Genomic DNA, 18,259 nt, shown 5'->3' on the forward strand with positions numbered 1-18,259 from the left:
CCGCACAGGCCCCAAGGAGACACACGATGAGCAGCCTGCCCGCACGATTCAACTTTGCCGAACACCTGTTCGCCCTCAACCGCGGCCGCGCCGAACGCACCGCCTACATCGACGACCGCGGCACGCTGAGCTACGGCCAGCTCGAAGACCGCGCGCGGCGCCTGGCCGCCGCGTTGAAAGCCGCAGGCCTGCGCCGCGAAGAGCGCGTGCTGCTGCTCATGCTCGACGGCAACGACTGGCCCGTGAGCTTTCTGGGCTGCCTCTACGCGGGCATCGTGCCCGTCGCCGTGAACACGCTGCTCACGCCCGACGACTACGCCTACATGCTCGACCACAGCCGCGCGCAGGCGGTGCTGGTGTCGGGTGCGCTGCTGCCGACCTTGCAGGACGCGATGTCGCGCGGCGGCCATGAAGTGCAGACGCTGTTCGTGTCGCAACCGACGGGCGCGCTGCCCGAGGGCGCGCAAGAGTTCGAGGCCGCACTCACCGCCGCCGAGCCCCAGCCCGCACCGGCACTCACCGCGTCGGACGACCCCGGCTTCTGGCTCTATTCCTCCGGCTCCACCGGCAAGCCCAAGGGCACGGTGCACACGCACGCCAACCTGTGGTGGACCGCCGAGCTCTACGGCAAGCCCGTGCTCGGCCTCACCGAAGACGACGTGTGTTTCTCGGCCGCCAAGATGTACTTCGCGTACGGCCTGGGCAATGCGCTGACCTTCCCGCTGTCGGTCGGCGCCACCGTCGTGCTGATGGCCGAGCGCCCCACGCCCGACGCGACCTTCCGCCGCTGGACCGAACACCAACCGACCGTGTTCTTCGGCGCACCCACAGGCTTCGCGGGCATGCTCGCCTCGCCCAAGCTGCCGGCGCGCGATGCGGTCGCACTGCGCATGTGCTCGTCCGCCGGAGAAGCGCTGCCGGGCGAGATCGCGCAGCGCTTCAAGGCGCACTTCGGCTGCGAGATCATCGACGGCATCGGCTCCACCGAGATGCTGCACATCTTCATTTCGAACCGCCCCGGCGACGTGCGCTACGGCACCACCGGCAAACCGGTGGACGGCTACGAGGTCGAGCTGCGCGGCGAAGACGGCCGCCCCGTGCCCGACGGCGAGGTCGGCGACCTGTACATCCGCGGCCCGAGCTCGGCGCTCATGTACTGGTGCAACCGCGAGAAGTCGCGCGACACCTTCCAGGGCGGCTGGACCAAGAGCGGCGACAAGTACACGCGCGATGCCGACGGCTACTTCACCTACGCGGGCCGCAGCGACGACATGCTCAAGGTCAGCGGCATCTACGTGTCGCCCTTCGAGGTCGAGGCCACGCTGATGCAGCACCCGGCCGTGCTCGAGGCCGCAGTGATCGGGAAGGACGACGCGGATGGGTTGACGAAGACCAAGGCGTTCGTGGTGCTGAAGGATGGCGCTGCGGTGACTGAGGACGAACTCAAGGCGTTCGTGAAGGAGCGGCTGGCGCCGTACAAGTACCCGCGGTTCCTGGAGTTTGTGAGCGAGCTGCCGAAGACGGCCACCGGGAAGATCCAGCGCTTCCGGTTGCGTGAACGCGAGAAGCAGGCATGAGCACGAGGTTCCCGCGTTGTCCCCTCTCCCTCTGGGAGAGGGTCAGGGTGAGGGCATCGGCCTTCACCCACGCACAGCCTTCGCCAGCGCCGCTGGCCCTCACCCCCGCCCTCTCCCAGAGGGAGAGGGAGCAACAGCCGGGAGCCATGCGATGAGCGCCATCAACTTCGCCACCATCGACTGGCGCGGCCGCCCCATCCGCATCGAGTGCCAGTGGATCGCCCCCAAGCGCGGCCCCGACGCCCCCCTCATCGTCTTCCTCCACGAAGGCCTGGGCTCCGTCGCGATGTGGAAGGACTTCCCCGCCCAGGTCTGCGAAGCCGCCGGTGCGCGCGGCCTCGTGTTCTCGCGCCCCGGCTACGGCCGCTCCACGCCGCGCGCCGACGACGAGATCTGGGACGTCGACTTCATGCACCGCCAGGCGCACGAAGTGCTGCCCGCACTGTTCGCCGCGCTGAAGCTCGGCGACGAAAAACCCTGGCTCTTCGGCCACAGCGACGGCGGCTCCATCTCGCTGCTGTACGCCGCGCGCTTCCCCGACAAGGTCGAAGGCCTCGTGGTGCTCGCGCCGCACCTCTTCGTGGAAGACAAGACGGTCGCGAACATCGAGATCGCGCGCACCGCCTACCGCACGACCGACCTGCCCGCCAGGCTCGGCCGCTACCACGACAGCGCCGACTCGGCCTTCTGGGGCTGGAACCGCATCTGGCTGCACCCGCCCTTTCGCGACTGGAACATCGAGGCCGAGCTGGCCACCATCCGCTGCCCCGTGCTCGCGGTGCAGGGCATCGACGACGAATACGGCACGCTCGCGCAGATCCGCGACATCGCACCGCGCGTCAGTGGGACATGCGAGCTGCTCGAAATCCCTGAATGCGGGCATTCCCCGCATCGCGATCAGCCGGATCGTGTCATCGTCGCGACCGCTTCTTTCATCACCAACAACAGGAGACAGACACCATGACGAACCTTCGCACCGCGCGCCTGGCGCTCACGGCCATCGCCCTCGCCGCACTGGCCACTGCTGCCGGCGCACAGGGCACGGGCAAGCTCAAGGTCGGCCTGATGCTGCCCTACAGCGGCACCTACACCGCCCTGGGCGTGGCCATTGAAAACGGCTTCAAGCTCTACGTGGAACAGCAGGGCGGCAAGCTCGCGGGCCGCGAGATCGAATACTTCAAGGTCGACGACGAGTCCGACCCCGCCAAGGCCACCGACAACGTCAACAAGCTCATCAAGCGCGACAACGTCGACGTGATCGTCGGCACCGTGCACTCGGGCGTGGCCATGGCCATGGCCAAGGCCGCCAAGGAAAGCGGCACCGTGCTCATCGTGCCGAACGCCGGCGCCGACGCCGTGACGGGCCCCATGTGCGCACCCAACATCTTCCGCAGCTCGTTCAGCAACTGGCAGCCGGCTTTCGCCATGGGCGAAGTGGCGGCCAAGCAGCAGGGCAAGAAGAAGGTCATGACCATCACCTGGAAGTACGCGGCCGGCGAAGAGTCGGTCAACGGCTTCAAGGAAGGCTTCGAGAAGAACGGCGGCAAGGTCGACAAGCAGCTCACGCTGCCCTTCCCCAACGTGGAGTTCCAGGCGCTGCTGACCGAGATCGCGGCGGCCAAGCCCGATGCGGTGTACGCCTTCTTCGCGGGCGGTGGCGCGGTGAAGTTCGTCAAGGACTACCAGGCCGCCGGCCTGAACAAGACCATCCCGTTGTACGGCCCCGGCTTCCTGACCGACGGCACGCTCGACGCGCAGGGCGAATCGGCGCAAGGCATGCTCACCACGCTGCACTACGCCGACGGCCTGAACACCCCGCGCGACAACGCCTTCCGCGTGGCCTATGCCAAGTCGTTCAAGCTGCAGCCCGACGTGTACGCGGTGCAGGGCTACGACGCCGCGCAGATGCTGGGCGTGGGCCTGAATGCCACCAAGGGCGACATCTCGAAGAAGGCCGAGTTCACGGGCGCGATCGAGAAGGCAAAGATCGACAGCCCGCGCGGCACCTTCACGATGAGCAAGTCGCACAACCCGGTGCAGGACATCTACCTGCGCAAGGTGGAAGGCAAGGAAAACAAGCTGGTGAGCACCGCGATCAAGGGCCTCTCGGACCCGGCTCGCGGCTGCCGGATGTAAGTAAGTAGCGGGCCACAAGCCCCGACGTTCGTCTCGTTCCCTCGCGGCCCCCGATCAAGTTCACGGGGCTGCGAGCCGCCTTGCGGCAACCACAACCAACTGGGATCTCACGGTGGATTTCGGAACCTTTCTCGTGCAGTGCCTGAACTCCGTTCAGTACGGCCTGCTGCTCTTTCTCGTGGCCTCGGGGCTGACGCTGATCTTCGGGATCATGGGCGTCATCAACCTCGCGCACGGGAGCTTCTACATGATCGGCGCCTACCTGGCGTTCTCGCTGGCGCCGCTGTTCGGCGACCAGTTTCTGCTGATGCTGGTGGCCGGCGTGGTGCTGGCCGCGATCTTCGGCTACGTGCTGGAGTGGGCCTTCTTCAGCTACCTCTACCAGCGCAACCACCTGCAGCAGGTGCTCATGACCTACGGGCTCATTCTGGTGTTCGAAGAACTTCGCTCCATCTTCGTGGGCAACGACGTGCACGGCGTGAAGGTGCCCGCGTGGCTCGACGGCAGCTTCGCGCTGGGCAACGTCATGAGCTACCCGTGGTATCGCCTGTTCGCCTCGGCCGCCTGCATCGTGCTGGCTGTGGGCCTGTACTACGTGGTGAACCGCACGCGCCTGGGCATGATGATCCGCGCCGGCGCCAGCAACCGCGACATGGTGCGCGGCCTGGGCATCGACGTGAAGCGGCTGTACCGCATCGTGTTCGCGGCCGGCGTGGCGCTCGCGGCGCTCGCCGGCATGATCGCCGCGCCGATGTCCTCGGTGTACCCGAACATGGGCGCGAGCGTGCTCATCATCTGCTTCGTGCTGGTGGTGATCGGCGGCATCGGCTCGATCACCGGCGCGCTCGTGGCCTCGCTGCTGGTGGGCTTCGTCGACACCTTCGGCAAGGTGTTCTTCGCCGACCTCAGCGGCATCGGCATCTACCTGCTGATGGCCATCGTGCTGATCTGGAAGCCTGAAGGCTTGATGGGGAGGCGGCCATGAGCCCCGTGGTTGCGTCTGTGTCTTCGTCGCCGCGGCGCGGCGCCTTCGTCGTGCCCGTGCTGTGCGCCATCGCCCTCGCCGTGGCCGGCCCGCTGCTGGGCAACTACGCGTCGGACTTCATCGTCAAGGTGATGATCCTGTCGATCTTCGCGCTCAGCCTGGAGCTGCTGGTGGGCATGACCGGGCTCGTGAGCCTGGGCCATGCGGCCTTCTACGGCATCGGCGCGTACGTCACCGTGCTGGCCTCGGGCAGCGAGGGCGGCAACTTCGCGGTGCTGCTGGTGCTGTCGATGGGCGCGGCGGCGCTGTATGCGCTGTTCGTCGGTGCGCTGAGCCTGCGCACGCGCGGCGTGTACTTCATCATGGTCACGCTGGCCTTTGCGCAGATGGCCTTCTTCGTGTTCCACGACACCAAGGTCGGTGGCGGCAGCGACGGCATCTACCTGTACGTGCGCCCCGCCCTCGGCGCGCTCGACATGGAAAACCGCCGCGTGCTGTTCTACGTGGTGCTCGCTTCGCTGGTGTTCACCTACGGCCTGCTCGCGCTGGTGCGCCGCTCGCGCTTCGGTGCGGCGCTCGCGGGCATCCGCGTGAACGAGCAGCGCATGCGCGCCGCGGGCTTTCCGGTGTACGGCTACAAGCTCGCGGCCTTCGTGCTCGCGGGCGCACTGGCCGGGCTCGCGGGCTTTCTGCTGGCCTCGCGCGACGGCGTGGTCAACCCCGAGCTGATGGCCTGGCACAACTCGGGCGAGGTGCTGCTGATGGTGATCCTGGGTGGCCTGGGCCACCTGCGCGGCGCGGTGATCGGTGCCGTGGCCTTCACGCTGCTGAAGGAAGTCTTCTCGACGCATGCCGTGATGGGCCCGCTGGCGGACCACTGGCAACTGACGCTGGGCATTGCGATCATCGTGTTCGTGGCGTTGTTGCCGAAGGGGCTGATCGGTTTGGTGCAGCGCCTGTCGCCGAAGGGAGGCGCATGACCCGCGCTCTGGCTTCGACTTTGAATTTCTCCCTCCCCTCCCGGGGGAGGGCCGGGGTGGGGGCAAGCGGCCTCCAACGCCGCGCAGCCTCGAAGGCCGCGTGCCCCCATCCCTACCTTCCCCCGGAAGGGGAAGGAGCAACACCATGACCGCACTGCTGTCCGTCGACAAACTCACGCGCCGCTTCGGCGGCCTCACGGCCGTGAACGCCGTCACGCTCGACCTGCACATCGGCGAAGTGCATGCGGTGATCGGCACCAACGGCGCCGGCAAGTCGACGCTCATCAACATGCTCTCGGGCGAGATCGAGGCCTCCGAAGGCCGCATCGCGCTCGACGGCGTGGACATCACCGCGCGCGCGCAGTCGCGCCGCGCCCGCGACGGCGTGGGCCGCAGCTACCAGCGCACCACCATCTTCCCGGAGTTCAGCGTGCACGAGAACTGCCGCCTCGCCGCGCAGGCCGCCACGGCGAAACCGTGGGCGATCTGGCAGTCGTCGCAGCGCTGCGCCACCAGCAACGCATCGGCCGACGCCGCGCTCGACGCCGCCGGCCTCACGGCCGAAGCGCGACGCATCGCCGGCACGTTGAGCCACGGCGCGCAGCGCCAGCTCGAAGTGGCGATGTGCCTGGCCACCCACCCGCGCGTGCTGCTGCTCGACGAGCCGCTCGCCGGCATGGGCGCCGAAGAAACAGACCGCATGCTCACGCTGCTCGCGCGGCTGAAGGCCACGCATGCCATCCTGCTGGTGGAGCACGACATGGACGCCGTGTTCCGCATCGCGGACCGCATCACCGTGATGGTGAACGGCACCGTCATCGCGACCGGCAACCCACAAGAAATTCGCGAGAACCCCGAAGTGCGCACGGCCTACCTCGGCGAGGAGCAACACTGAAAATGCTGATCGTTCGCGACCTCAACACTTACTACGGCAACAGCCACATCCTGCGCGGCGTGCACGCCGGCATTCCGGCGGCGACCTCGGTCGGTCTGCTCGGGCGCAACGGCATGGGCAAGACCACGCTCATCCGCACGGTCATGGGCTACGTGCGACCGGCGTCAGGCGAAGTGCAGGTCGACGGCCGCACCGTCACCGGCCTGCCGCCCGAGAAGATGGCGCGACTGGGCGTCGGCTACGTGCCCGAGGGCCGCGGCATCTTTCCGAACCTGTCGGTGCGCGAGAACCTCGTGATGAGCGAACGCGCCGGCGTCGACGGCCAGCGCGCCTGGACCTTCGACCGCGTGATGGCCACCTTTCCGCGCCTGTCGGAACGGCTCTCGCATGGTGGCCAGCAGCTGTCGGGCGGCGAGCAGCAGATGCTGTCGATCGGCCGCGCGCTCATGACCAACCCGCGCCTCTTGATCCTCGACGAGGCCACCGAAGGCCTCGCCCCGCTGATCGTGGCCGAGATCTGGCGCGTGATCAGCGAGATCCGCAGCACTGGCATCGCCACGCTGATCGTCGACCGCGACTACCGCAAGGTGCTCGCGCACACGGACCTGGCGGTGGTGATGGAGAAAGGGCAGATCGTGCGGCATGGGGCGTCGGCCGATTTGCTGGCGGAGCCGAAGGTGCTGGAGGAGCTGCTGGGCGTGTGAGGTTTTCGTGTTGTATTTGTCACCGTGACGGAGTGCGCCAAGGGGCGACGCTGGTCACACGATGTCGGGCTGCGTAGAGTGGCTCGACTTACAACAGGGAGGACAAATCAATGCTCAAGATCATCAGGCAGGTCGATCTCATTCGGGCAACCGATCCGGCCTACGGAAACATCCAGACGTTCTTGGAACAACTGGTCGTGGAAGTGATAGCGGGCAACTACCGCTACTTCCTCAATGAACACCTGATCAATTCAGTGGCCGGCGTCAACCAGCCTGAGGCCCTTTGCTGGCCTCCGCTGCTCGCAAACGAACGACAGGTTTCGGGGCTCTTCGCCAACGCGCTGTCGTCCGTCTGTCCTGTATCGCGCCCGGAGTACGCAATCCTTCGCCCCGGCGCGCTCGGCAAGCGTGGCAAGGTGGGCGCAGACCGCAATGGGCGTGTGGATTTCTTCGCGACCTACGGCAAACGGAGCCTCGCGCTGGAGCTCAAGCAGATCTCGATTTCCTCCTTGGGAGATGTCGCCGTCAGGCGCGGGCTCGCAGCACGCTGGAAGAGCGTGCAGCAGCAGTCGGCAGAGGCGCTGACACACTTGTGCACCGACCGAGTTTCGTATCCGCATCCGACGTCGGTCGGTCTCCTCGTGGTGCGGGTGAGCAGAAAAGTCTCTTCGAAAAAGCTCCCCGAGACAGCGCGTGCGGAAGCAGCCGAGCAGATGCCTTCTGTCTTGGAACGCGTCAGGCAGAGCATCAAGCCGGATTTTCTGGCGCACTATGAACCGCCTCTCGAGATGCAAACCAGTGGGGGATGGGGCGACAACGGAAACGAATACAAGGTCTTTCCCGGCGTCATCTTTGCGGCTGTCGTTCACGGGAAGCAACCACCCAAGAAGCGGTAATTCGATAAATTGGGCTTTCTCAGTACTTCCGGTCCTGTCGTAAGCCTTTGCAAACACGGCTCGGTGGGCAGTTTTGAGGCACCCTCCCCTCACTACCGGGTTTCACCTCTCTCCTGCGACAGTGCGACAGCCGAATCATGTCCGGCTGCGCAGCCTCTCCCCGAGCCGCGCCCACCCACGCACGAGGCTGCGCATGACGTCCCTGCAATCGCGCCACATCGACAACGTCTATTCGATCGCCACCGGCACGGCGCTGCTGGCCGATCCGGCGGCGAGCCTGGTGCACAAGTCGTGGGCGCGCTGCGTGCGCGACCATGGGCTCGATCCGTCGCGGCCGACGCCCGCGCGCATCCTGCCGGCCCAGGAGGTGCGCGTGCACCAGCAGCAGCTCGAGCACTTCTTGCGCGCGGCGCGCGCGGGCATGGAAGACATCTACCGCCGCGTGGCCGAGCTGGGCTACATGGTGCTGCTGACCGATGCCGAGGGCATCACGGTCGACTACATCGGCAACCCGGCCTGGGACGACCAGCTGCGCCGCGCGGGCCTGTACCTGGGCGCCGACTGGAACGAAGCGCACGCCGGCACCTGCGGCGTGGGCACCTGCCTGATCGAGCGGCAGCCGATGACCTGCCACCAGACCGAGCACTTCGACGCCACGCACATCGCGCTCACCTGCACGACCGCGCCGCTGTTCGACCACAGCGGCAAGCTCACGGCCATCCTCGACGTGTCGGCGCTGCGCTCACCCGAGGCGCGCGAGAGCCAGCACCTGGTGCGGCACCTGGTGTCGATGTACGCGCGAATGATCGAGGACGCCGACTTTCTGCGGCACTTTCGCGGCCACTGGATCCTGCGGCTGGGCAGTGCCTTCGGGCTGGTCGACGTGGCGGGCGAGGTGATGCTGGCCTTCGACGATGGCGGCACGGTGGTGGGCGCCAACGGCGGTGCGCGCGAGGTTTTCTCGGGGCTGCAGCACCCCCTGCTGGGCGGTGCGGTGTCGGAGCTGCTGCACCTGCCGATGGATGCGGTCTGGCGCCTGGGCAACGGCGGTGCATCGGCCCTGCCGTTCGCGCACACGGTGCTGCTGCCCGGCGGCGGCGAATACCACGCCTCACTGATCGCGCCGCGCCTGCGGCGCTCGCCGGCCACGACGCCCGCCTCGCCGGCGCCCCAACCTTCGGACCGCCTGCCGCCGCTCGAACGCATCGCGGGCGACGAAGACCCCGCGATGCAGCAGCTGATCGCGCAGGCGCGCCGCCTGGTGGACCGCGGCATCCATGTGCTGGTCGAAGGAGAGACCGGCAGCGGCAAGGAGGTGCTGGCGCGCGCACTGCACGGTGCAAGCCGCCGCGCGGCCCTGCCCTTCGTGGCGGTGAACTGCGCGGCCATTCCCGATTCGCTGATCGAGAGCGAGCTCTTCGGCTACACGCCCGGCAGCTTCACGGGCGGCCGCGCCAAGGGCATGAAGGGGCTGATCGCGCAGGCCGACCGCGGCACGCTGTTTCTCGACGAGATCGGCGACATGCCGATGGCGCTGCAGACGCGGCTGTTGCGCGTGCTGTCCGAAGGCGAGGTGCTGCCGCTGGGCGCCGAGTCGCCGCAGCGCGTGGACCTTGCGGTGGTGGCGGCCACGCACCGCGACCTGTCGGCGCTGGTCGCGGCCGGGCGCTTTCGCGAGGACCTGTACTACCGCCTGTGCGGCGCGGTGCTGAAGCTGCCGCCGCTGCGCGCGCGGCGCGACCGGCGCTACTTGATCGAAGCGATGTTCCACGAAGAAGCGGCGGCGATGGGCTCGACCGCGCGGCTGTCGGAGGCCGCGATGCTGCGGCTGATGGCGCATGACTGGCCGGGCAATCTGCGCGAGTTGCGCAATGTGCTGCGGTTGGCGCTGGCGCTCTGCACGGGTGCGAACATCACGCCCGAGGAGCTGCGCCTGGCGCCGCATCGTCCGTCGCTCGACCACCGCGACGCCGCACCCGCGCCGGTCGACGATGAAGACAGCGCCGCTGACGCCACGCGCCTGCTCGACGCACTGCAGCGGCACCGCTGGCATGTGGCGCGGGCCGCGCAGGCGCTCGGCATCAGCCGCGCCACGGCGTACCGCCACATGAAGCGCTTCGGCATCGTGGCGCCGCAGCGCGGCTAACGCCTCAGGATCTGCTCGATGGTGCGTACGGCCATGCCCAGGCCGTCTTCCGCGCGCATGCGTTCGCCCATCGCCCGGGCCCGCGCGCGCACCTGCGGGTCGTGCGCGAACGCGATGCCGCGCGCCAGGTCATCGGCGCCGAACCGGGCACCCGCCACCGCGGGCGGTGCCACGCCCGCCTGCGCGAGGTGGTGCGCCCAGAACGCCTGGTCGCCCGCGAAGGGCACGACCACCGAGGGCACGCCCGCGCGCGCGGCCGAGTGGCTGGTGCCCGAGCCGCCGTGGTGCACCACCAGCGCCATCTGCGGAAACAGCCAGTCGTGCGGGGTGTCGCCGATGGCGTGGAAGTTCGGCGGCAGCTGCCGCACATCGAGACCGCTCCATCCGGGGTGCAGCACCGCACGCCGGCCGGCCACGCCGTCGACGAGGGCCGCGAGCAGCCGCGCCTTGTCGAAGCCCGTCATGCTGCCGAAGCCGATGTAGACGGGTGCCTCGCCGGCCGCGAGAAAGTCGCGCAGCGACGCTGGCGGCTGCCAGTCGGGCGCGGGCGCGAGCCACTGGCCGCACACGGCGGCGTTGGCAGGCCAGTCGGCGGGGCGCGGCAGCAGGCTCGGCGAATAGCCGTAGAGCACGGGGTGCGTGGTCCACAGGCGCCGCCGCGGCGGCAGGCCGCAGACCTCGGCGCGCGCGGCATTCACGGCCGGCCGGAAGGCACGCCAGAGCAGCCCGTTGACGAGGTGGTGGCTCGCGCGGTTCAGGAAGCGCGGCACGCGCGCGGGCGGCAAAAAGGGCGAGGCGAACGCGGCCGTCGGCGTGAGCGGGAACATGCCCGCGCCGATGGCGGGCACGCCCAGCGCCTCGGCCGCCGACAGGCCCACGAAGGCCGCGAGCCCCGCGCAGACGATCGCGTCGCAGCCCTGCGCGGTCTCGACGGTCTGGCGCAGCCAGGGCGTGGCGTTGGCATTGGCGATGTCCGCGAGCGCCTTCGCGGCCGCGGCCGGCTTGTCGCCCTGCGCGATGACGCCGCCGAGCGCCTGCCGGATGTCGCCGGCCAGTGGCTGCGAGCGCACGCCGAGCCGTTCGGCCGCGCCGAGCGTGGTCGCGTCCGCCAGCAGCACCGACGCATGGCCCGCGTCGTCCAGTGCGCGGCACAGCGCGGCGAGCGGGCGCGCGTCGCCCTCGGTGCCGTAGGTGAGCACGGCGAGTTTCATGAGGCGCGCCTCCTTGCAGAGGGTTTGGGGGCTGCGCGTGCGCCGCCGACGAAGAGGTCGACGACCACGGCGAACTCGTCGCGCAGCACGAGGCCGGGCAGCGTGAGCCAGCGCATCAGCGCGCCGAAGTACAGGTGGTGCAGCAGGCTTGCGAGGTGCGCGGCCGAGACGTCGGTGCGCAATGTGCCGGCCTGCTGGGCGGCGGCAATCAGCGCCTCGAACAGCCCCGACAGGTCGCGCGGCGTGCCGCGGTCGCCACCGCCGCCGAGTTCGCTCTCGATGTTGAGAAAACGAAAGCGGAAGTAGTCGAGCAGGTAGGCCCGGTAGCGCTCGGACCATTCGGCCGAGGCATCGAGCAGGCCGGTGAGCTGCGCCGTGAAACCGGCCTTCGGGTCAATCGACGCATGCAGGCGCTGCGCATCGACCACGAGTTCGAGGTGCACCCAGTGCGCCAGGATCGCTTCTTTGGTCGGGAAGTGGTTGTAGAGCGTGCCCTTGGCCACGTCGGACTGCAGCGCGATCTGCTCCATCGTCGTCGCGTCGTAGCCCTGGGCTTCGAACAGGCGCATGGCGGTGGACGCCACGTGGTCGAGCGTCTGGGTGCGGCGGCGCTCGCGACGGCCTGGGGGATCGGGTTCTGTCACGGTGCAAGTCCCTTGAATTTGAACGTCGTGCAATTTTATACGTCGTTCAATATTCCATGCATCGCCGTCGCGTCGCGCATGAAAAAGCCCGCGACGCCGGTCACGGCGCGCGGGCTTCTGGGGTCAGCGTGGTGTTACTGGATCACGCCAATGTGCAGGTAGCCGCGCGTCGGCGACGAAGGACCCCGCTTGCCGATCAGAACGTCGAGCTTGCTCGAGCGCATGGCGAAGTACTGATCCGATGCAGCCGCACCATCGATGGCATCCCGCATGCCGACAGGGGCGTCGCTGCTCAACGCGGTCAGCGCCAGCGACTTGGTGATCACCGGACCAGCGGGCGCCGACAGCGAATACAGCCCGGGCGACACGGCCGAGAGGTTGATGTCCCCGTCCGTGGCCCAACCGGAAGCGTTGAAGTCCGCATAGGTCGCCACGGCCGGGACACCGATGGCCATCACCTGATTGGCCAGGGCTGTCGACGTGCCGGCGCTCAGGTAGATCTTGTCGCCTTCCACCACGGCGATGCCGAACTTGCCGATGACCGCGCCACTGGCGTCCTTCAGCGTCCACAGACCGGCTTCCGTGTCGGCCGCGACCGCCGAGGTCGCCACACTGCTGCTCGGGCAGTTCTCGATGCGATAGATCTTCTGGTCGACGCACTGCTTCATTACCGTGCCGCCATCGGAAATCCGGATTTGTGCGATCGCGGATTCGCGGTCTGCGCTCGTGTAGTCGACGCGCGCGCGGTCGTACGTGCCGTCCAGCTTGGCCTGCGTGGTGACGAAGGCGCGCGTTGCGATGAACGGCGCGTTCTTGTAGGTCACCGGCGACGAGAAGGGCACGGCGAACGGGAACCCGCCGGCGAAGCTGTCCTTCAGCGTCAGGAAGGTCGCGTTGTTGGGAATGCCGGGAACGCGGCTGTTGGAAAAGACCCAGCCCGTGGTGCCGTTCGCACTGACGGTGCCCGAGGTCTTGTCGCCTGCCGCGTCGGTCACGTCGTAGGTCTTCGCATCGAAGTCGATGTGCAGCTTCTGGCGCGAGCCGTTGGCGGCGAACACCATGTAGTCGCCGTTGTCGTAGCTGCCGGTCTGGACCGCGAAGTTCACCTGCTTCGTGCGACCTTCCGAGGCGGAGGCTTCGAGTTTGTAGCTGGCGGCGTCCGTCTTGCTGCTGTTCGCGAAGCGCGAGACCCACTGTGTGGCGCCGGTGTCGACGTCGTTGGTGAGGGTGGCCGTGCCGCCGCCACCGCTCGCGGCCCAGGCGACGCTGTCGCTCGACTTGACCACCACCTCCTGGCCCGGCCGCACGGTGTACGTGCCCGCGCCGTCGGGGGTGGCCACGCTGCCTGCGATTTCGACGGTGAGCTTCAGCTCTGCCGCTGGGGGCGGCGTGGGTGCGGGCGTCGGAACGAAACCGATCGGCAGCCCGCCGCCACCGCCACCACCCCCTCCTCCACCGCCGCATCCGGCCAGTCCCAAGACCACTGCCGCGGCGAGCGCGGTTCTGATGTTTGCCCTCATGTGTCCCTCGTCCTTTGTATGGATTTTTTGTGCGCTCCCGGCGGCGCCGAAAGGCTTCACGAATGTAACGAAAGCTTTGGATTCATAACCAAAAGTTCACGCCGAAGTGGCCGCTGCGCCACAGCTTTTGCGGCGCAGCGGATGCGGCCGCAGAAAAGTTAATTCAAAAGTTTTCTTCCTCTGTTCAGTGGGCTCGCCGGCCCGTCGCAACCACGTCGCATGCCCGTCGCACGGCGCATGCGACACGCCCGCCGCCTGCGACAAAACCACCGCCAACCCCTTGATTCCTCGTCACCCTCCGCACGGCACGAAAGCTGCGCCACGAACCCTGCGTGCGCCTTGCCGCGCCGCGATTCGATTCGTTCAACGACACAACGGAGACATGCAATGACAGACCCGACCACCGGCCCCACCCAGGCCGCCGCCCAATGGCTGGCCGACTTCGCCGCCGCGCTCGCACGCGGCGACATCGACGCGGCCGTTTCGCTGTTCGAGGCCGACAGCTACTGGCGCGACCTCGTCGCCTTCACCTGGAACCTGCGCACGCAGGAAGGCCCCGGCGCCATCCGCGCGATGCTGCAGGCGCGCCTGGCCGACACGCAGCCCACGGCCTTTGCGCTCGAAGGCGAGGCGACCGAGGCCGAGGGCGTGGTCGATGCGTGGTTCAGCTTCGAGACGCGCGTGGCGCGCGGGCGCGGCCACCTTCGCTTGCGCAACGGCAAGGCCTGGACGCTGCTCACCACCATGACCGAGCTGAAGGGCTTCGAGGAAAAGACCGGCGACAACCGCATCAAGGGCGCGGAGCACGGCGTGCACAAGGGCCGCAAGAACTGGCTCGAGAAGCGCCGCGACGAAGAGGCCGCGCTGGGCTACACCGAGCAGCCCGAGGTGGTGATCATCGGCGGCGGCCAGGGCGGCATCGCGCTGGGGGCGCGGCTGCGTCGGCTGGGCGTGCCGACGATCATCGTGGAGCGCAACGCCAAGGCCGGCGATTCCTGGCGCAAGCGCTACAAGTCGCTGTGCCTGCACGACCCGGTCTGGTACGACCACCTGCCCTACATGCCCTTCCCCGACGACTGGCCGGTGTTCGCGCCCAAGGACAAGATCGGCGACTGGCTCGAGATGTACACGAAGATCATGGAGCTCAACTACTGGAGTTCCACGAACGCGACCAAGGCGCGCTTCGATGAAGCCACGCAGCGCTGGGGGGTGCAGGTGGAGCGCGAAGGCAAGCCCGTGACGCTGCGCCCGAAGCAGCTGGTGTTTGCGCTCGGCGTGTCGGGCTACCCGAACGTGCCGAAGGTGGCGGGCGCCGAGAACTTCCTGGGCGACCAGCACCACTCCAGCCAGCACCCCGGGCCCGAGGCCTATGCGGGCAAGAAGTGCGTGGTGCTGGGCTCGAACAACTCGGCGCACGACATCTGCGCGGCGCTGTGGGAGCACGGCGCCGACGTGACGATGGTGCAGCGCTCGTCCACGCACATCGCGCCCTCGCAGTCGCTCATGGAGCTGGCGCTGGGCGGCCTGTATTCCGAGCAGGCGGTGAAGAGCGGCATCGACCACCACAAGGGCGACCTCATCTTCGCCTCGGTGCCCTACAAGATCATGCACACCTTCCACATCCCGGTGTACGAGGAGATGAAGAAGCGCGACGCCGACCTGTACGCGCGCCTCGAGAAGGCAGGCTTCCTGCTCGACTTCGGCGTGGACGGCTCGGGCCTGTTCATGAAGTACCTGCGGCGCGGCTCGGGCTACTACATCGACGTGGGCGCCTCGGAGCTGGTGGCCAACGGCAGCATCCACCTGAAGAGCGGCGTGAACATCGAGCGCGTGAACGCGCGCTCGGTCACGCTCACCGACGGCACCGAACTGCCGGCCGACCTGCTGGTGTACGCCACGGGCTACGGCTCGATGAACGGCTGGCTCGCCGACCTGATCTCGCCCGAGATCGCCGACAAGGTCGGCAAGTGCTGGGGCCTGGGCTCCGACACGCCGAAAGACCCGGGCCCGTGGGAAGGCGAACTGCGCAACATGTGGAAGCCGACGCAGGTCGACAACCTGTGGTTCCACGGCGGCAACCTGCACCAGTCGCGCCACTACTCGCAGTTCCTGGCGCTGCAGCTGAAGGCGCGCATGGAAGGGATCGACACGCCGGTGTACGAGCTGGCGGCATCGCACCACAAGCGCTGAGCGGGGATCGTCTTGTGTTGTCCCCTCTCCCGCTTGCGGGAGAGGGTTAGGGTGAGGGCAGGTGCGATTGACGAGGCGCGGCGCTTGGCCCAAGGCCGCCTCCCTCACCCCCGCCCTCTCCCCCAAGGGAGAGGGAGTCAATCCTTCATTCCTGGATGAAGCGCCGCAGCCCTTCGAGGTCGGTCACGGTGATCCCGCCGTACTCGATGTGCAAAAACCCCGCTTCCTTCAACCGGTTCAACGCCGCGTTGCACCGCTGCCGCGACACGCCCGACAGGTTCGCGATCTCTTCCTGCGAGGTCTGCAGATGCGACTCGCTGCCCGGATGCAGCCACGGGTGGAACAGGCCGGCCAGTGCGCGCGCCACCTGGCTGTCGGCGTCGAGCAGGCGGTGCGCGGCGTAGCTGCCCATGAACCAGTGCAGCCGCTCGTTGATCTGCTGCAGCAGAAAGTGATCGAAGCCGCGCTGCGTGCGGTGCAGCCACTCAAAGGTTTCCAGCGGCAGCTGCGCCACGCGGCTGGGCCGCAGCGCGATGATGTCGGCCGAGCGCGGCACGGCGCGCAGCAGCGTGCCTTCACCGAACCAGCTGCCCACCGACAGCCCGCCCAGCGTGACCGAGCGGCCGTCGCTGGAGGTGATCGACCACTTGAGCAGCCCTTCGAGCGTGCCGTACCAGTGCAGCGGCGTGTCACCGCGCCGGCACAGCGCGGCGCCGGCCGCCACCTCGACCTCGCGCATCTCGTCGAGCACGCGCTCGCCCGCGCCCACGTCGAGCAGCGGGAACCAGGCCGAGCCTTGCAGCAGCTGGGCAATGGTCAAAGAGGCTGCGGGGATCGCCGGCTTGGTCGGGGGCATGCTGTCTTTTTTTGCTTGTTTACTGCGCGGCCTTGAGGTGCTGCAGCTCGGCCTGCGCCTCGTGCAGTTTCTTCTCGCGGTCGGCGATCTTGCTGGCGCGTCCCTTCTGCTGGGCTTCGCGCAGGTCGCGCTCGCGCTCGGCCACCTTGCGCTCCTGGCTGCGGATGCGCCGCTGGTGCTCGGCCGCCAGCTTGGCGTCGGTGCAGTTGCGGTTCACCTCGGCCAGCGCCGTTTCGAGCCCGCGCACACGCTGCTTCTGGCCCTTGGACTTGGCCATCTCGATGTCGCGGCCGATGGCTTCGCGCTTGGCGTCGCAGGTGGCAGGGCCGGCGGGTTGCGCGGCGGCGCCGAGGGTGGTGAACGCGGCCGCGGTGGCCAGCAGGAAGGGCATTAATTTCATAGAGGGTGCTCCTTGGTGCGCGATGGCGCGACGACGACTTTAGCGCCTGCGCCGCGTAAACCCTGCCCCGGAATGTCGTCGCGATGACTGAGTACAAACGCATCACAAAAAATAATGGCGCGCCCCCATGAACGACTGACAGACCGACCCCAGGAGCCCCGAGCATGTCGAAGCGCAAAGTGATCGTGACCATCGCCCCCACCGGCGGCATGGCGCACAAGTCGCAGAACCCCCACCTCCCGACCCAGCCCGCCGAGATCGCCGCCGACGTGCTGCGCTGCTGGAACGCCGGCGCCAGCGTGGCGGCCATCCACGCGCGCCGCCCCGACGACGGCGCCACCTGCAATGCCGCGGTGTACCGCGACATCAACAGCCGCATCCGCGCGGCCGGCTGCGACATCGTGCTCAACAACTCCACTGGCGGCGGCGTGCACGGCGACATGGTGAAGCCCCTGGCGGGCGACCGTTGGGAGATTGCCTGGGAAGAGCGCATCAAGGGCATGGACGCCGGCGCCGAGATGTGCACGCTCGACGCCACCACGCTCAACCTGAGCTTCGAAGGCAAGCAGATCCTCATGGACACGCCGATCACGCGCGGGCGCGAGCTGGCGGCCGGCATGAAAGCGCGCGGCATCAAGCCCGAGTGGGAGGTGTTCAGCCCCACGCACATCCTGCAGGACACGACCACGCTGATCGAGGAAGGCCATGACGACGCGCCCTACTTCATCAACCTGGTGATGAACGTGCACCGCAACTTCCAGAACGCGATGCCCTACTCGCCGCGCAACCTGCAGATGATGGTCGACACGCTGCCCCAGGGCGCCATCTTCGGCGTGAGCGGCATCGGCATGTCGCAGCTCGAGGCCAATGTGGCGGCGCTGCTGCTGGGCGGACATGCGCGCGTGGGCCTGGAAGACAACCTCTACTTCCGCCACGGCGAGCTGGCCACCAACGTGCAGCTCACCGAGCGCATCGTGCGCGTGATCCGTGAGCTCGACATGGACGTGGCGACGCCGGCCGAGGCGCGGCAGATCATGGGCCTGCCGCGCGTGGGTGGCCCGCGGCCCGAGTTCGCACTCGGTTGAAGACAGACAACAACGACAACGAACAGAGACAAGA

General features: G+C 68.0%; 16 protein-coding genes. 11 read left to right on the top strand and 5 right to left on the bottom strand.

All coding sequences use genetic code 11. The features are described from left to right. Window positions 1–26 precede the first annotated feature (26 nt). The 9 genes from CY658_RS12960 to CY658_RS13000 all read left to right on the top strand — a co-directional run bounded on the left by CY658_RS12960 (window position 27) and on the right by CY658_RS13000 (window position 10,319). On the top strand, window positions 27–1,577 hold the full coding sequence (locus CY658_RS12960; RefSeq protein ID WP_101490607.1) for a benzoate-CoA ligase family protein: 1,551 nt from the start codon (window positions 27–29) through the stop codon (window positions 1,575–1,577). Between the two features lie 151 nt (window positions 1,578–1,728). Further along, a complete protein-coding gene (locus CY658_RS12965) occupies window positions 1,729–2,541 on the top strand; it encodes an alpha/beta fold hydrolase (protein WP_101490608.1) in 813 nt (270 codons plus the stop codon). Then, a complete protein-coding gene (locus CY658_RS12970; RefSeq protein ID WP_101490609.1) occupies window positions 2,538–3,713 on the top strand; it encodes an ABC transporter substrate-binding protein in 1,176 nt (391 codons plus the stop codon). Before CY658_RS12965 ends, CY658_RS12970 begins: the two co-directional genes overlap by 4 nt. Window positions 3,714–3,825: 112 nt before the next feature. After that, a complete protein-coding gene (locus CY658_RS12975; protein ID WP_101490610.1) occupies window positions 3,826–4,698 on the top strand; it encodes a branched-chain amino acid ABC transporter permease in 873 nt (290 codons plus the stop codon). Beyond that, on the top strand, window positions 4,695–5,678 hold the full coding sequence (locus tag CY658_RS12980) for a branched-chain amino acid ABC transporter permease (protein WP_101490611.1): 984 nt from the start codon (window positions 4,695–4,697) through the stop codon (window positions 5,676–5,678). The genes CY658_RS12975 and CY658_RS12980 overlap by 4 nt, the downstream gene beginning before the upstream one ends. A gap of 145 nt (window positions 5,679–5,823) precedes the next feature. Beyond that, the gene (locus CY658_RS12985) at window positions 5,824–6,573 is read left to right on the top strand and encodes an ABC transporter ATP-binding protein (protein ID WP_101490612.1); all 750 of its coding nucleotides are present in this window, start codon (window positions 5,824–5,826) and stop codon (window positions 6,571–6,573) included. A 2-nt stretch (window positions 6,574–6,575) separates the two neighbouring features. Next, window positions 6,576–7,277 carry an ABC transporter ATP-binding protein gene (locus CY658_RS12990; protein ID WP_101491273.1) on the top strand — a complete coding sequence of 234 codons (702 nt, stop codon included), beginning with the start codon at window positions 6,576–6,578 and terminating at the stop codon, window positions 7,275–7,277. A gap of 110 nt (window positions 7,278–7,387) precedes the next feature. Beyond that, entirely contained in the window at window positions 7,388–8,173 is a 786-nt protein-coding gene (locus CY658_RS12995; RefSeq protein WP_101490613.1) for a hypothetical protein, read from the top strand. A 193-nt stretch (window positions 8,174–8,366) separates the two neighbouring features. Continuing rightward, window positions 8,367–10,319, top strand: a complete 1,953-nt coding sequence (locus tag CY658_RS13000) for a sigma-54-dependent Fis family transcriptional regulator (RefSeq protein ID WP_101490614.1) — start codon at window positions 8,367–8,369, stop codon at window positions 10,317–10,319. On the opposite strand, the gene CY658_RS13005 is transcribed toward CY658_RS13000, so the two are convergent. From CY658_RS13005 to CY658_RS33005, 3 genes are all read right to left on the bottom strand, one after another. Beyond that, the gene (locus CY658_RS13005; protein WP_101490615.1) at window positions 10,316–11,530 is read right to left on the bottom strand and encodes a glycosyltransferase; all 1,215 of its coding nucleotides are present in this window, start codon (window positions 11,528–11,530) and stop codon (window positions 10,316–10,318) included. The two genes, CY658_RS13000 and CY658_RS13005, sit on opposite strands and share 4 nt — an antisense overlap. Further along, the gene (locus CY658_RS13010) at window positions 11,527–12,174 is read right to left on the bottom strand and encodes a TetR/AcrR family transcriptional regulator (RefSeq protein WP_257884855.1); all 648 of its coding nucleotides are present in this window, start codon (window positions 12,172–12,174) and stop codon (window positions 11,527–11,529) included. Before CY658_RS13010 ends, CY658_RS13005 begins: the two co-directional genes overlap by 4 nt. A 134-nt stretch (window positions 12,175–12,308) precedes the next feature. Continuing rightward, on the bottom strand, window positions 12,309–13,694 hold the full coding sequence (locus tag CY658_RS33005; protein WP_257884856.1) for a hypothetical protein: 1,386 nt from the start codon (window positions 13,692–13,694) through the stop codon (window positions 12,309–12,311). Window positions 13,695–14,081: 387 nt separating this feature from the next. On the opposite strand from CY658_RS33005, the gene CY658_RS13020 reads away from it, so the two are divergent. Continuing rightward, window positions 14,082–15,884 carry an NAD(P)/FAD-dependent oxidoreductase gene (locus tag CY658_RS13020; RefSeq protein WP_101490617.1) on the top strand — a complete coding sequence of 601 codons (1,803 nt, stop codon included), beginning with the start codon at window positions 14,082–14,084 and terminating at the stop codon, window positions 15,882–15,884. A gap of 145 nt (window positions 15,885–16,029) precedes the next feature. On the opposite strand, the gene CY658_RS13025 is transcribed toward CY658_RS13020, so the two are convergent. Together CY658_RS13025 and CY658_RS13030 are read right to left on the bottom strand one after the other, a co-directional pair. Continuing rightward, window positions 16,030–16,740, bottom strand: coding sequence for a Crp/Fnr family transcriptional regulator (locus CY658_RS13025; RefSeq protein ID WP_101490618.1), 711 nt, complete (start codon window positions 16,738–16,740; stop codon window positions 16,030–16,032). 19 nt (window positions 16,741–16,759) lie between these two features. Further along, window positions 16,760–17,140 carry a DUF1090 domain-containing protein gene (locus CY658_RS13030; protein WP_143713682.1) on the bottom strand — a complete coding sequence of 127 codons (381 nt, stop codon included), beginning with the start codon at window positions 17,138–17,140 and terminating at the stop codon, window positions 16,760–16,762. A 164-nt stretch (window positions 17,141–17,304) separates the two neighbouring features. Here CY658_RS13030 and CY658_RS13035 point away from each other — a divergent pair, with 164 nt between their 5' ends. Next, window positions 17,305–18,225, top strand: a complete 921-nt coding sequence (locus CY658_RS13035; RefSeq protein WP_101490620.1) for a 3-keto-5-aminohexanoate cleavage protein — start codon at window positions 17,305–17,307, stop codon at window positions 18,223–18,225. Window positions 18,226–18,259 lie beyond the last annotated feature (34 nt).

The sequence above is a fragment of the Variovorax sp. RO1 genome (assembly GCF_002849325.1).
Taxonomy (GTDB): domain Bacteria; phylum Pseudomonadota; class Gammaproteobacteria; order Burkholderiales; family Burkholderiaceae_C; genus Variovorax.